Origin of the sequence: Candidatus Pseudomonas adelgestsugas (assembly GCF_004124255.1) — a bacterium.
Taxonomy (GTDB): Bacteria; Pseudomonadota; Gammaproteobacteria; order Pseudomonadales; family Pseudomonadaceae; genus Aquipseudomonas; species Aquipseudomonas adelgestsugas.
Map to the genome: position 1 here is coordinate 1,105,700 of NZ_CP026512.1, position 17,172 is coordinate 1,122,871.

The 17,172-nt window shown below is 38.6% G+C and carries 5 protein-coding genes; 1 reads left to right on the forward strand and 4 read right to left on the reverse strand.

What is annotated here, in order from left to right; all coding sequences use genetic code 11:
- The first annotated feature begins 5 nt into the window (after window positions 1-5).
- Complete coding sequence (locus tag C3B55_RS02855) at window positions 6-2,453, forward strand: acyl-CoA dehydrogenase (RefSeq protein ID WP_129211288.1); 2,448 nt, start codon at window positions 6-8, stop codon at window positions 2,451-2,453.
- 4,925 nt (window positions 2,454-7,378) lie between these two features.
- Here C3B55_RS02855 and pyrF read toward each other — a convergent pair.
- The 4 genes from pyrF to C3B55_RS02875 all read right to left on the reverse strand — a co-directional run bounded on the left by pyrF (window position 7,379) and on the right by C3B55_RS02875 (window position 15,478).
- Window positions 7,379-8,080, reverse strand: coding sequence for an orotidine-5'-phosphate decarboxylase (pyrF, locus tag C3B55_RS02860; RefSeq protein WP_129211290.1), 702 nt, complete (start codon window positions 8,078-8,080; stop codon window positions 7,379-7,381).
- Window positions 8,081-9,470: 1,390 nt separating this feature from the next.
- A complete protein-coding gene (locus C3B55_RS02865; protein WP_129211292.1) occupies window positions 9,471-10,532 on the reverse strand; it encodes an AI-2E family transporter in 1,062 nt (353 codons plus the stop codon).
- A 68-nt stretch (window positions 10,533-10,600) separates the two neighbouring features.
- Window positions 10,601-11,419 (reverse strand): DUF4892 domain-containing protein, encoded by an 819-nt coding sequence (locus tag C3B55_RS02870; RefSeq protein ID WP_129211294.1) that lies wholly within the window; start codon window positions 11,417-11,419, stop codon window positions 10,601-10,603.
- Between the two features lie 3,033 nt (window positions 11,420-14,452).
- Window positions 14,453-15,478, reverse strand: coding sequence for an NAD(P)H-dependent glycerol-3-phosphate dehydrogenase (locus C3B55_RS02875; RefSeq protein WP_129211296.1), 1,026 nt, complete (start codon window positions 15,476-15,478; stop codon window positions 14,453-14,455).
- Window positions 15,479-17,172: the final 1,694 nt, after the last annotated feature.

The window sequence follows — 17,172 nt, forward strand, 5'->3', positions numbered from 1 at the left end:
CGAATATGCTGTTTTTGTGGATAATGGTTCTGGTGATAGGCATTGCCTATCTTGCACATCGAAGCACTACGTTTTTGCCAACTCTTGGCGTAGTCGCTGTTTACCTATTAGTAATGGGCACCTGGAGCCAAGAAATGGGTTGGCTTCTAGTGATTTTCTGGCTATTACTTGCTGTAGTAGCTACTACTATACTACTGCCTGACTTGCGCCGCCAATACTTTACTAAGCCGCTATTCAGTTGGCTCCAGAAAGTCTTACCGCCAATGTCCAAGACTGAACGCGATGCCATCGATACTGGCACCGTGTGGTGGGACGGCGAGCTATTTAGTGGTCGCCCAGACTGGGATAAGCTGCTAGCTTATCCCAAAGCACAACTAACCGAAGAAGAACAGGAGTTTATCGACGGTCCTACTGAAGAACTGTGCGCAATGGTTAGTAACTGGGAAATCAACCAAGCCATGGACTTATCGCCTGTAGCCTGGGAACACATCAAGACTTATGGTTTTTTTGGGCTGATCATTCCTAAGAAGTACGGCGGCAAGGGCTTTTCCTCCTACGCCCACTCCCAAATAGCGATGAAGCTCGCGACTCGCAGCGGCGATTTAGCATCTACCGTATTAGTACCCAACTCTCTTGGCCCAGCTGCACTACTACTAGACTACGGCACCGACGAACAGTGCAAGCACTACCTACCGCGTTTGGCGCGTGGTGACGATATCCCGTGCTTCGCCATGACCGGCCCAATGGCTGGCTCTGATGCTAGCGCCATGCCGGATACCGGGGTAATCTGCAGTGGTGAATGGAGAGGCAATAAAACTCTTGGTTTACGCCTAAACTGGGAAAAACGCTATATCACTCTCAGCCCAGTTGCAACCTTGCTAGGTCTAGCCTTCAAAGCCTATGACCCGGACCACTTGCTAGGTGAAAAAGAAGACCTGGGTATTAGCATAGCCCTAATCCCCACCGATACTCCTGGCGTAAAAATTGGTCGGCGCCACGTACCTTTAAACGCCGCATTCATGAATGGCCCAAACTCTGGCAAGGATGTATTTATCCCGTTAGAATTTTTAATTGGCGGACAAAACATGCTAGGTAAGGGTTGGACGATGCTGATGAATTGCTTGTCGGTTGGTCGCTCAATCTCGCTTCCAGCAGTTAGTACTGGCGCAGCCAAGTTTACTAGCCTGGTGACTGGCCAGTATGCTCAAGTACGCGAACAGTTCAACGCACCATTGTCTGCTTTTGAGGGTATTCAAGAGGCTTTAGCGCGCATCGCTGGCAATGCCTGGCTAATGGATAGCGCGCGTATGCTTACTGCAAATGCGATAGATAGCGGTGAAAACCCTTCGGTGCTGTCAACTATTCTCAAGTATCACCTAACCGAACGTGGCCGTGAATGCATTAGCCATGCTATGGACGTTCACGGCGGTAAGGGCATTATTATGGGCCCTAACAACTACCTAGGCCGTAACTGGCAGAGCGCGCCAATCTTTATTACTGTGGAAGGCGCGAATATCCTTTCGCGCAATCTGATGATCTTTGGCCAAGGCGCAATTCGCTGTCATCCATTTCTCCTCAAAGAAATGGCCCTGACAAATTATAAAGACTATGAGCAGGCGGTGAAGGAATTTGACAACTTGCTGATGCAGCATATTAGTTTCACTGTTAGAAACGCCGCTACTACCTTGGTGCTAAACTTCGGTATCGGTCTCTTCGAGAAAGTACCTGGCAACCACTTGAGCCAAAACTACTTCCGAGCGTTGAATCGTCAGGCTGCTATATTTGCCTTACTTGCCGATGTCAGCATGATATTGATGGGTGGCAAATTGAAACGTCGCGAACGTTTATCGGCACGTCTTGGCGATGTACTGAGTCATATGTACTTAGCCTCAGCAGCGCTTAAACGCTATCATGATCTTGATTCACCAGACTACATAGAACCATTGTTTACTTGGGCTATGGAAGAGAGTCTGGGTAAAGCAGAGCGTGCTCTGGATGAACTACTACGCAATTTCCCAAATAAAGCGCTTAGCTGTTGTCTAAGGGTGATCGTATTCCCATTTGGGCTTCGCCATACCGGACCGTCAGATAAGTTAGACGCTAAAGTTGCAGCAGTTATTGGTCGCGCTAAAGGTGACCAGACTTTAGAAGAACTGTTGATGGGGTGCTATCGCCCAAAATCTGCAGAAGATCCTGTAGGTGCTTTACAATATGCTTATGACTTGCTGAGCGCCAGCTATCCACTACAGAAAAAATTGCGCGCTATGCTCAAAAGCGGGCAAATCAAGCCAGTTGCTGGCGAGCATGCTATCGATGCAGCATTGCATGCTGGCGTGCTGCAACCGGCAGAAGCACAAACTCTACATAACGCTGAAATAGCACGGCGCAACGTAATTAATGTAGATGATTTCAGCAAGGAAGAGGTAATGCTGGCCGAGGGCAAAGTCCGCTAAGTAGAGCGATTATATAAATGATTGACGCTCGATTATATGCTTTGATGCTAGCTTTACGTTGGCGATTTATATAAAGCCTATTGCTTATTAATTAACTAGAATTAAATTTAGTACATTGCACTATAAATTTACAATAGATTACTTTGAAAGTAAACAGGATAACCACGAGTTATACTAAGCTCAATGATTGAATTGCTCAACGAGTTGCGCTGCAGCATATATATATGCGTTTGTATTTTGCCAGTCTACGCTTATAGGATGGCATCCATATGCAGACTTTGAGCGAGACTGGCAAGTTACTAATACTATAAGCTATGCTGGAAAAATAAAATGTTTATGGCACCCTGCATCACAAGCTAAATTATTATTTATTCAAATCTACCTTAAATGATTGCAGTGTAAACATCTGTACACTCAAATTATGCTGATTGGTCATTACCAGGAATTTCGTAAGCATGTTTCCGCTTATTCATTTCTACGAACATATAATCACAATTACAAATACTAACAAACTTGACATATCAATTAAACAGCAAGATCTAATTGAATGCATAAAAGGACAAGCTATCTAATTTACTGGCCTACCAATGAACGTAGCGGTTAAAATACGTGAGTCAAGGTTTTTTGGTATCAGAATCAAAATCGATACTCCAAAGCAAATAGATATTCGCCGTCTAAAACATACTAGGTATTTTAGTTGATGACAATTGATTAACATGAAAGTATGCAAACAAGTTGTTATGTAACTATAAAAACCTTAAACTTAAGGGCTAACCTTATCGATTAGTAAAGTCACGCTAGATATAGTTAGCATGACTAGAAAGCCTTGAGTGATTATATTCCACTGTATCGTTGATTTGGCATAATCTTAATCTAGTTAAGCTTTTGGCTCCTCGCCAAGCATTGCGAGCTCAAAATTATAAAAAATCAATATAGATATTAGCAAGCGTATACTCTTAATAGCTTTATTGTTGACATAAATATACGGCTACCCAATAGTACAACTGCACACATCAAAAATACAAAAAACACAAGACATCTACAAACCTAGATGTCGATAAATACGTATTGCTATCTATTGCAACATACTACTAACATGCATGTGGTATATCTTCGTAAAATTTTCATGCGCTATTGCCGGTTACTATAAAAAATTACGGTATAAATACGGACAACAGACAAATCACACAATCTGGCTAGCGACCTACGCATGCAAGAGTAGCATTAATATATAACTAATGTATCTACTCTTGTACGCCAATGCCTTCAAATTATTACCACTAATAAAACCTATCAGGTTTTAACCACACAACCTCAATTGTATACAGAATTGACAAAACATTGTATCGTTGTAATCTGTTCTTGTGACAAGACGCACATCGTGTATATAACTGGCTATCAGCCAAAATATTAGCCTAGCTTAGACATAAATCATCATGATGATCAGTTGCATTATACTATGATATCCAGGCCGCGTCTAAATCATAAAAATATCTGATAAAGGATTATCTTAGGCTTGTATCTAGGGTTAATAGGTAACCTGTCAAGCAAATTGCGTACAGGTCTTCTAAAAATTGCAAATACAGCAGCTACTGCTAGCCAGGTGATGAACCAACAATGGCAAGAGGTCCACTTCACTACTTATAACACGCACGCTAAGCCATCATACATTGTAGTTAAAGCGAGCAAGTCTTTATATATGTTATTTTTTAAGAAATGTTAGACACATACAGCCATCATGACGCTCATAATAGTAATTGCTAAGTTAGCAATTGAAACAATACAGTAAACATACAGGACAGCTCTCGAGAAAATTTTTTCTAGAACATACTGACTGTATATCAATTTTGATATTGCATCATATCGCAACATAAAAATATTGCAAGGTATTTAAAATTTTTTAAAATATCAATTTTTGAGTTAATTATTTTGTCATATTTAGTTATTTGCATGTTGCCTTTAATTTAATGCTAATAAAGCAGAATAATAACTTATAGTGAACCTAAAAAAACGCATGACAGACATCGTGCTGAATTCAATAATAAATATAAAGATGTTACTTCTAGTATTTTTCGTACTAGCTGACTTGAGCATAAGTCTAGCACTTAGAATAAAGACTCAACTACCAAACACAAATATTTAACTACAGCTTAAGTTAAAAAATAATTTTTTCTAACCTTTAGCCTAGAAAACTGCTACAACTAACTATCCAAAGGCTTTTTCGATCAACACTATATTACTAATGCTAAAAGCTACACAGTTGCTTAGCACCAAGATGGCTATTATCATTAATAATAACAAATATATAAATTTCACGTTTAGTAGAATTCATACACACCATACTATTAGGCAAATTTAGCTATACATCTATTTTTTGTGTATAAGTCTTGATTATGATATTTGCCGTTTTGTGTGCGTAAGCTTATAAACAGCGATTCTAGCCATGATCGCTATAGTAATGATAATACTAAGTGTCTAACTCCAAACACCCACTAGACAATTTAACCGCAGTGCGACAAATCAACAATTAAGCTTGCATTGGTAAGTGCAGACACGATTAAGCCTCCACCTTAACGCTAAGTGCCAAAAAGCGCCGCTGGCTTAAGCCATTAACAAAGCCTAAATCGGCTGACAAGCTAAACACGTAGGGCTTTCAAGCATAAGACAACACGTTAATTCTAGTAACTACAGTGCGTCTAAGACAGTACAAGTACTACTTGTAGCCATTATCCTGTACAACTTATCCAGCACCACTAAAGTAGTTTAGTCAGACATTTTAAAGTGCAGATTCCATGATCTGCATAATACACTAAATACTTAATACAAGCAATATATTCGCCAAAAAACTAGACCGCCTCATTGACTATTCCTACTGGATAGGAGTCTGGTTCATTTTGTTGAATAACAGGATTATGTCACAATTTCAGAAATTTCGATCTAGAATTCTAGCGTATTACTCAATCGTATTGCTACTAAGAGCTTACATCGCATAAAGCAGGTTGAGCCACCATTACATACAAAACCTCGGTGCACTTAACGAGCAACACTGTAACGCCACCCACAAATATAATGCACAAATAAGCACTTAGCATCAAAAGATAATTATAAGATGCGCTTATATACAACCTAGCATTCATGGCTGCGATGAGCATTATCCATGTAGCATATTATAATATATATAAGGATAGTCACATACAAACCATTAGAACACATAGAAGAGACAAAATAACCATGTAGTGTATATAGCGTAGCAAGCTAGAGCTAATATCCACACAATCATTGCTAAGAAAGTGTGAGCCAGTATCAATGCCATTAGATCAAGCATAACACAAAGATAAAATATCTCCGGCCAAGAGAAATCTTGGCTTTTCTAGTTTCCACTTTACTATACACAACATACACTCCGACTATATTAGTATGCTGATTTATGATCCTGACAACTATGCACCACACTATCAACCTGATAGATAACCAGGAAACTATTAATCAGATTCTCTTTACCTAGGGAGGGCAGCTTATCATAAACCTATAGCTAACGTATTAACTTTAGCGGTAGCAACACAAACATGGTGAGGATTAGTTTCAAGAAAGAAACATATGCCGCCTTTTATGCTTTATGCCTTCCCGCAACAGATTAACAGTACTTATCGCAAGAATTAAATAGCACCTTAGTTTAATAGAAGTCTTCTATTGTAAGACTATATATATACATATATTATCTATTCAATAGTAAGTAAAAATTATGATCGTTTAGAGATTGTAGGTTTAAAACGAAAGCACAGTAATCACAAGCAACTCAGATGCACTATAGTAAGCGTATAATCTCATAGATAAATACCTTCATAATGCTTAATAACAGAAAAATTGCCATGTATTTCCTGCATTACATAGAAACTATGTGGTGTATAAGTTTTCTTAAAGGCAGTTTCTTTAGACTAAATCTAGACTAAAAAGTTTAATGGTAATTTTTTACCATTTACTGAATACATAATCCACTTTAGTAATCAATAATTGTAAGATTGCTTGATAACCTTCAGACCTGTGTATACAATTAAAAATCTTTCTCAAATACTAAGCACTGGTTATTTTTGATATCTCTATGAAAATGAGAGTATTTATGCATCATGATCTAATACCAAGAAGCACTAGTGAAAGCACTAAAAAAATTAATAAATCCTAAATTCTGTAGGTAAGCATATTTTTAAAAAAGCCAAAATTTTTGGTTAGTAACTATGTTAATGGTTAATCCTGTACCTCGCAGCGCCAACTATCAACCATCTTTATGATTACCTAATTCGTCATACATCATACCGATATGTGCTAAGCTGACAAAACTTATAATCTGTAGTGCTACCTATTTAGTGTGAATAATGTTACCGACCAGATACCTAAAATTAAAGACTACTGCTTAATACGTATTACCAGATAATATCTACACAAGTATAAGTTACTTATGGATAAGATATAGTTTCACTAAACTCAAGATCATATAATGAAAGACAAGTGCATTATCATGATTTATGAACACTAAAGAGTATAGATATTTTCAATAAAATCAGTGGCATCTTTAATATTATGCTTATTCATATAGAATAGAAGGCGCTGCATGGATAATAAATCCATGCTGTAAACTTTACTGCAGTACAGACCAGAGATGGCAGATCTGAAAAAAAATACATGACAAATTTTAAAAGCAAAGAAATATGGTAGAATGGAGGTGAAATCGAAGACGTTCTCGGAAGCATTAATTAGGCTATTGAATAGAGATAACTTTTGAGAAGTTAGCTATAAAAGTTAACTACCACACTAAAAATTTAGCATAACTGTTGTCGATGTAGGGGCTGACTTGTCTGTTATATAGTGGAGTAACTGCTTCAGTGGTACTAAATTAATTTTATTGCATGCTCTAGTTATACTTCTACAGATTATACAGCAATGCTAGCAACTATCTCTGCTAATGCTTGAGCTGGGTCTACCACTTGACTGATCGGGCGGCCAATCACTAGATAGTCAGAACCTGCATCCAATGCTTGACGAGGCGTAAAAATGCGGCGGTGATCATCCTGCGTACTGCCAGCCTGGCGAATCCCGGGGGTAACCACTTGTAGTTCAGGGTAGGCAGCTTTTAAGGCTGGAACTTCCAGTGCCGAGCACACTAGGCCATCAAAGCCAGCCCGGCGTGCTAGGGCTGCCAGGCGCAATACTTGCTCCTGGGGCTCGATATCTAGACCGATCTCAGCTAAGTCTTCGCGCTTCATGCTGGTTAATACGGTCACACCAATCAATAGCGGTTTCTGGCCGGTGTACTGCTCCAGCACTTCACGGCATGCGCTCATCATACGCAAACCACCAGAGCAGTGCACACTAACCATCCATACGCCCATCTCTGTAGCAGCTTTAACTGCCAGAGCAGTAGTATTAGGAATGTCATGAAATTTCAGGTCGAGAAATACTTCAAAATATTTATCACTTAAAGTTTTAACGATTTCAGTAGCACCATTGATACATAGCTCTTTACCAACCTTAACACGGCAGAGCTTCGGGTCTAACTGGTTAGCTAAATTTAATGCGGCAGCACTAGTTGGATAATCCATAGCGACAATGATAGGGGTCTGACAAATAGACACTAGAATAGCCTCTCAGACAAACAAAATCGGCATACATTATAGAGCAAGCTGCGCAGTTATAAAGCCAAATTATTTGTATATAATATATTAGCGCCAAGAATATAGAATTTCTAATAATTGTATAAAAACTGATACAATTGCTCTAGATATCATGGTCAAACACTGCTAGTCTAGTTTAGCAGATATGACCGTACCTTTGTCCATAGAGCTAAAAATCTATGCATACAGCTACTATCTATTTAAATTAAGAATAAAAGACGCGATGATCACTAAATAACGTCAGAGGCAGCACAGCTAAACATTAATCGTCAATAGTAACTTCTAAATCCATGATACTACTTATCTACTATCGAACATGCTGCAATATTCTTGATATTAGTATTAATTGTAGGGATACAATCGCGCATACCATGAAAAAGCCTAAACATTTGATGCTGTGTTAAATTTTGTACTGCAAGGCAAAGACAAACTATCTCAGTGCTGCTAGCTTAGCACTGAGGTAGACATTCATATTTTGATACTGACCGCTCATTGAGAAACCAGCATTTTAATAGCAGCTATTGTATTAGCTTGAGTGGTTATTTTTTCTAGTTTAGAAGCTAGGCTCTAGATGCTACGTTTTAACTTATATCGTTGATCATGACCACCAAACCATGCATCTTAGTCTATGTAGATCGCTCCTCAACGGGTTGAGGCTACTAGAGATGCGCTAAAGTGCGCACAGATTACTTAGCTGAATATAAAACATATCCGCGATATAAGTCGGCAAGCGTATCATGCATGCTTAACGCTATTTGCATAATTTACGTACCACATAATATTGTGCCTAAAAGTGTGTCTTGAATAGATCATAGATGCTATGCTAGCAAATCAAATACAGCAATAACTGGATGGCGTGATAAACATATTTTGATTTGATCAGCTACCTATACAATGAATACATCAATTAAACCTGCCACCAGCTCATTTACGCTAGCACCTATCAAATCTCTCAACAAAAAACGCCAATAATTAATAATTAGGCGTTTATATAGTTCTTTAGAACATATACATTATCACAGGTATAAACGATACCACTCAACTCATATATCGATAATCTAATAAAATAAGTTTTGCGCTATGTAGAAAAAACGCAAATTGAGCATGGCAAACAATCCATGCGGCGTCGTAATCCATATAATCGACCAAAGTCTATGGATTACGACTGATAAAAATAAGACTATACCTTAAGTAGTACATGTTCACAGAAAATTTGTGTAATTACAACTCTGGCGGCGTCTCTTTTGGCATACTCGATTCTCAAATAGTTAGTGAACACTGAAAAGTTCACCTAAACCAAAAAAAACGCCTCAGGCAGTGACCTGACTGCTTTGATGCAGTTGCTGAAAACCTAAATCGTTTTATCTTCTAGTAGTTCCTCTACATGAGTTATACTCCAATCAGTTAGTAGGCTATAAGCCACTGCCAACAAAGTTGGCCCAATAAATAAACCGATAAAACCAAAGGCAATCAACCCACCAAACACGCCTAGCAGAACAATCACTAGTGGCAAGTTGCCACCTCGACTGATTAAGTAAGGTTTAAGTAAGTTATCCACGCCGCTAATGATGAACGTACCCCATAAACCTAGGAATACTGCATTGGTGTATTCACCATTCCAGACTAGCCAGACTGTAGCCGGGACCCATACCAGTGGCGGGCCCATTGGGATTAAGCTAAGCAAGAAAGTAACAATACCCAAAACTAGCGCACCAGAAACACCTGCAATTAGGAAGCCGATAAACGCCAACACAGCCTGAGCCGCAGCAGTACCAATCACACCGTTAACTACACGCTGCACAGTGCCAGCCACTAGCTCTATATAGTAATCAGCTCGCTCACCAATTAGACGCTCCAATAAGCGGTGCACAAACATAGCTAGCCGCGGCCCATCACGATAGAAAAAAAATACAAACACTAAGCTAAGAGTAAGCTCAAGGATGCCACCGCCAACCTGTGCGCTGCGCGCTAGTAGCCAGTTACCCACCCGGCCTAGATACGGCTTCATACTGATGATCAACGTCGCCCCATGCTGATCAATGCTATCCCACATCGCTACCAGTCGCTCTCCTACAAATGGGATCAAGACTAGCCAGGTTGGCGCGGCAGGTAGACCGCTAACCTGGATATCCTTGATTAAATTAACTACATCATGCACATGGTCAGCTAAGTTGAACACTAACCATACTAGCGGCAACGCTACTAGCAACATCCAACACAAAGTAAGAATACCAGCAGCCAGAGACTCGCGCCCACCTAGCCAATAAGTCAGTAAACGCATTAGCGGCCAACTGGCAAACGCAAGTACTGCGCCCCAAAATAGCGCCGACCAAAAAGGCACCATGACCCATAAGTTAGCACCAAATAGCACCAACAGAAGCATCTGCACCAGTAAATAATCATTTTTGAGCATTATGGATCTCGAAAATAAAACTATTAAAAATTTAGATGAAAGATGCTAGTTTGCTCGCCTTATTAAGGTCAGCGTATCAGATGCAGGCGTAAACCCTTGATGTCACTACTATCAGTGTGCAGACGTGAAGCGCATACACCCCTATCAATTAAGCCCTGACGCCAGGCTTCAGAGGTTAGCCCGACCAGGCTGATACGCATCGTAGCATCAAAGTTTAAGCTACGGGAAATTAAGGTCAGCCAGGTAGCAACAGGCTCAGCAAGTACTGGAAAGTATAAATCTCCAGTACTTTTCAGCTCACGCATTAACGTTGCTGATGTAGGCAACAAATCTTCTAGCGGTGTACAAGCGTCTAATTGTTCGACATGTAGATAAGCGCGATGGTTGACGCGGGTAATGCCGTATAGCACGACCAAGGAATTGTCCTGCGGGGCAGCCAGACGAATCAGTAGGTATTCCTGCTGATCATCAGCACCGATTAACTTAACGTTGCTAAACACTTGATTAGCCCATAAGCTGCTTTCGCCGCAATCGCGAGCCTGACACCAGAACAAAAGCTGCGCGCCACTGGTCTGCAAAGCTTTGCGCGTTGCAGTAAACGCAGCACTCGCTGTATGTTCAGCTGGTAGCTCATAAGTAATAGCAATAATTTGACCGCGCGCAACAGTTTGACCTTCGTAACGCAACTGCCCACTAATCTTGCGAATTGCGCCCATAGGATAAATGCGTTTTTTTTCTTTAACGTAACGATAGTCAATAATTTTGGCGTTAATTTGGCTGGATACAGCCGATAAATCTTGACTGCCAGATACATCGACGGCGAGTACCGAGTGGCTCAAACAGCATAACCAGATAACAACATAGAGACATTTTTTACGCAAACTCATCAGATGGCTAAACCATGGTTATTAGTGCTTACATCAGTATTTATATAGTTCATAGTTGGCCACCACATTTTGATCTTGCTTAACGTCAGTAGTTGAGTATGCTAAGTCAAGGCATAAAAAGTACTTATTGCAAAATATTGCAATAAGTACTATACTGGAATTATCAGTCAAATGTAACAATACCTTCACGCTAGACTGAGCAACGCTCAAGATAGCTAAAAAAATACTTTTTAATATTACTCTGACATACTCAGTTCAGTGGCAACAGCTAACTATTGCATGGCAACCTATACACCGTACAAAAAAACCATCGCCATTTAACTTGTCACGTGCAACGATAACGATAGAATTAAGCGATTACCTATAACGTTAAGTATTAACCTTTACGGCACCAACAAAAGCTTGAAGCTAATAGCCTGGGCTTTGAACTAACTATTAGCACGCTTTTAATGTACATTAAAACTGCTTAAGAAATGGTGTTATAGATTTATTTGCGTTTATATTATAGGCTCGGCGATATTTGTAATATTACATTAGATTATTTAGTCGTGTTTTAGCCAGCTGGGCAGCTGGCGTTATTCAGCTATCGATTAACTAATAGGTGCATAACTAATCTAGCAAAGTACAGGTCATCATGGAAAAATGATGAAGCTAATAGGATAGCCAGTTAATGCACAATGTATCTAACCTATGTATTCTGCAAATTGCAGAATACTATAAACGTGTAATCCTACAGGAAATAATCGATCTCATCAAAATATGGACTAAAATACCTACATTAGGCTATGCATAACGTAACGATACGTAAACTGCAGAATTGTGTTATCAATTGTACAAATCTGTTAGCGCTTTAGTTATAAGTACTAATCAATCACTAACGGTTCTTTTTAAGACCCGTAAAAATTATCCGCTAGCTCAATATACGACAAGCTCAGGTATACTTCTTTTAGCCGGTGCATTTATGTGCAATTAAGCTTAATTAGCTTCTAAACATAAAGAAATATATTCTTGCTTTATGGCGTAATGTTTTGGGTGGACATTCGATAAGAAACATGTACACGCCTAGCGTAGTGAGCATTTTCTCATGGGTATACAGTCTAAAGCCACTCACGCAACATGCTTAATAATGTGAATCACTTAGAGATTGACGTGATTTAGCACTGGCAAATGATAATAAGCTGGTGGTCCACCAGCCAGTGTAATTGGTATGTACAGACTTTTATCAGGATTGTCTTAGAGATTTTCTACGAGTCATTTAAGTCAACTAAACATAGTATAGGCGACGCTAGATGTTGGCACTTTACTAGACGTAGCGAAGCGCACTTTAACAACATGACACAGCAGGAAGATCTAGCTAAGTTTGCGATGATCTAGACAAGATATACTGAAATAGCCGCAGCTTTTAGTCATAAGAACAGCACCAGATAAAGCAATGTGGCAATAAATCAAGGCCTAAATATACTAGTAATTTATGGTCAACACGTTCGATGCTATAACTAGCAACTTGAATAAATACTGAAGAATTTTCTGGCATTTTACTACAGATATCACATCAGGAATTTAGTTTAAAGTATGTAATATCCTGGTCAATCTGGTTTGTCTAGCATAGACCGAAGTCATCTTAATAAACATCTACTGTGCTATTATAGTTTGACGACAGGTAAAATAAAGTTAAGGTAACTGGTTTCTATACATTTATACTAAATAGCTCTGTGCTGCATATTTTACATAAACCTAAAGTATCAAGGCTGGTATCACTTATGTAAGTAAAACGATACTACTAAAAACATAGATCGATAGCAAGGTTTTGTAGGTATTTGACAGATAGTTGTCTAGATTCGGCGAATAGGTTTATAAGCTGCAACAGCGTATCTAAAATAACAATTAATAAACTCGCAACATAGTGATACCGTGACTTGGGTAGCTAAAATCTATAGCACCATAGTAAGTTAATCATATTAATAGATTGAATCTATTATGAGGTTGCTGAGTACGGTAGTAATAAATCCGTATAGTAATCCAGAGTAGTTTACTTGCCAATAATCCAGTGCGCACAATTTTTCGAAATTACGCAATGTGAACGCCATCCCCTACCATCACCTTACTAGCAGCTTATACAAAAACTTTCTCTTAACAGCTAGCTAAAACATTACATTCCTTGATCATACCATACATCCAATCAGCTGAAAAGCTCATAAGAAAAATCTTAGCGTGGTACCGCATTTACTTTCAAAACAGATCTGCAATGGCAAACAACAAACTACTAATATTAGGTGCGCTAATTTATGATTAGATTATAGCTACACCCAAACAATTATTTTTTATTGATTGCCATGACATACAAAACAGTGATTACTTTTTCTATACATTTCTATACTAATTATGCTCATTAGCCTCTGGTAAGCAAAAAAATTACTTTCAAGTTTTACTAGGTTGGATAGTATGTAATTGTGCACAACAAAGATGGCTGATAGACATGCTGCAAAAAACTAATTAGACCTAAATACCTAGGTATCCTAATTAACAATCACAAGTTATTATTAGTGTCTGGATCTCTTTAATAAATGATAGCGATCAACAATCAGGTTATAGTACTGTTTAACACTTCACTATGAACCGTACTCAGTCATGGTGTACCCTGCAGTTAATGCACACGCATGACATTAGGTTTGATCATGATACAGAATCCAAAGTTACAAAGAAGGTTTAGATTTTTTATCTTGCACTAGTTGTGGTACGTACAATATTCTATAGGCAACTACACCTTTAAGTAGACGTGGTTTTATCCTGCTAATCAGCAAACGATTAGAGTTTTTACTTGATATTAAAACCTATTAAACATAAGTTTTAATGCGACAAGTGCTAGACGATATACCAGTGCATAAATATTACTACATTTAGTAGTAATGGCTATACACTTTATTTGATAACAGGAAAATAGCAGCACCAGTATAATATATGCAAGAAAGATCGACTAATATTTAGAATATTACTTATATATAGTTTATAGCACACCTCCACCTCCATCCACTATCAGTTAAACCCACTGGTAGAAGTAAAGTCAATATCAGTTTTTGGCTCAGCGCGCATTAACAACTCAATAACCTTAATTAGAGTGTGTCCCTCAAATAAAATCGCATGTAATCCGGCAACTAGCGGCATATATACACCGACTTCCTGAGCTTTAGCTTTCAGCACCCTGAGAGTGTTAACACCTTCAGCAACTTCACCAAGACGCATGACAGCATCTTCTAAGCTTAAGCCTTGGCCTAAAGCAAAACCTACTTGATAGTTACGGCTTTTTGGAGAAGAGCAAGTGACGATCAAGTCACCAACGCCAGCTAAACCCAGAAAGGTCATCGGTTTAGCGCCCTGGTTTACAGCAAATCTAGTCATCTCTGCCAAAATACGGGTGATCAACATACTCTTGGTATTTTCACCCATACCCAATGCCACAGCCATACCAGCTATGATCGCATAGACGTTTTTTAACGCCCCACCTAACTCAACCCCAAAGCGATCGCTGCTAGTATAAACACGGAATGTATGTCCATGTAGTGCTGTCTGGACGCATTTACATAATTCTTCGTTTTCACTGGCAACAACAGTAGCCGTCAGAGTATTCTCAGCAACTTCTCGTGCTAGACTTGGCCCAGATAGCACGCCTATGCCAGCCTGTGGAGCAATTTCTTTGAGAATTTCACTCATTAATTTGAAAGTGTGAACCTCAATACCTTTTGTCAGGCTAACTAGCTGCTTACCAACTAAATATTCTGCATGTGGCGCTAGCACTAACCGCAAGGCGCTAGAAGGAAGCGCAATAAAACATAGGTTACAATCAGTCAATGTAACCAAGAGATCAGTAACTGGCTCTACCGCTGGATGAATCTTGATACCTTTAAGGTAACGTGGGTTTTCCCGGTAGATGCGGATAGCAGCGGCCTGTTCTGGATCCCGCATCCACTGACGCACTGCCTGACCATTTTTAGCCAGCAGATTTGCTACGGCGGTACCAAAACTTCCGCCTCCCAGGACTGCAATAGGGCGCTGCTCAGTCATATGCTATCCGTTAATCCATACCAAGTAACGATGGCAGCATTATACGTGGTGACCAGCTGGCAGCCAGCCACCATCCAGTGTCAATTCGTACACTTATCAGAAAATATTACACTTATTATACAGTATTTACGAGTTCTAAGCATGGTAAATAGCCATAACTCAGTTAGCATGAGTGGTTATTTATACTTTTAAAACTATGCCATGTGTGTGAGCTAAGATCCGTTCTTTATTTTTATTGTTGATGCTGCAGTTATTACTGCTATGCAGTACACCGACGATGGTTAATTATTTATTTCTCGACAGTCAGATATAGTTATATATAAAGTGTATAACTATATTAATGGCATGTTAAACAAATTTAGCAGTGCATAAAATATCACTGGTTTGCCAGTGGCTAACACAATGGATAATAGTTGACTACATTACTAACAATCAAAAGGTAAAACATGGTTGTTTAATATGTAGCAGTGTCAGTAATACACAGCATATATAGGTGCTAATCAACTAGCGTTTTGGTTATACTATAATAATCTTACACTAGTGAACTAGAGCACACCTATATGACTATCTAGAATATCAAGCGTATCGAAATTATATATAACTATCACAATAGTCACAACTAGAGGATTGAAATAATCCATAGCTACCTATAGCATTAATAGATTGCTCTAATTATAGTTTAGTTAAAAAATGACAATCTGCTAATATCTTCTCGTCAAACAAGCATAAACTATAAATTTCGTGACAATGCCATGATGACTGCAGTTTAAATCAGTTAGTAGGATTAACAATCCGTAATAAAATATTGATCAGTAATGTTACTACTAAAAAAATAGAAACTGATTAGCGATTTTATAACTACACACCTATATTTACTGAAATTACCGAAGGAATTAATAGCTTCAATTAAATAACCATAAACTATACAAACATCTAAGTTGCGCTGGAACTTCGATTATAACTATTAGCATAGTCTTTAGTTATCTTAGAGCTAAGCTAACATTTAACGTCACAGGTTTCCAGATCAGGCAAACTTTTCTATTGATTGGTTTAGTTTTAAGATAACTAGACTATGGCAGTCTTCACCCTGAATATGTAAAAAAATCTTGCACTGCATATGAATACCTATAATCCATAGTTTTTCACTACTTAGTAGTACCAACAAACAAGCATTTAAGCTATCATGTACTAGGCCAACGACTTAATAGCGCCAACTCAATATTAAGTCACTAATTTAAGCTCCAAAGCATGCTGGCAAAATTTTGGTTAAAGTTATTTGAGCAGCATGAGATTCAAGCAATATCAATATTGAGCTAATGTACGTAGAAAATTTAGCTACGACTGCTTCTAAATAAATACAAACCACCTGCGAGAAACTTACACTTATGTTAACACTGAATCCAGTAAATTGCTTTAAACAGGTCGATTCGTTGTTATAAACAAAATTATTGCTTTAGAGAGAAAATGTAGAACTAGCCAGCATGTTACAAAAAACTCCTCAACAACTAAGCTGCTGTTGAGGTCAGTAACTACAATAAAAGCAGCTATTATTTTTCTGCTTCAGCATGGAGTTAGAAGTCTAAAAAATAGATTATTCGTAACAGATAATCTATTTTTTATGCTAAAAACGTGCATGATATTAACTAACCAGGTCTACGTAAAGCGTCTACATTCTGTGAACATTACTAAATACT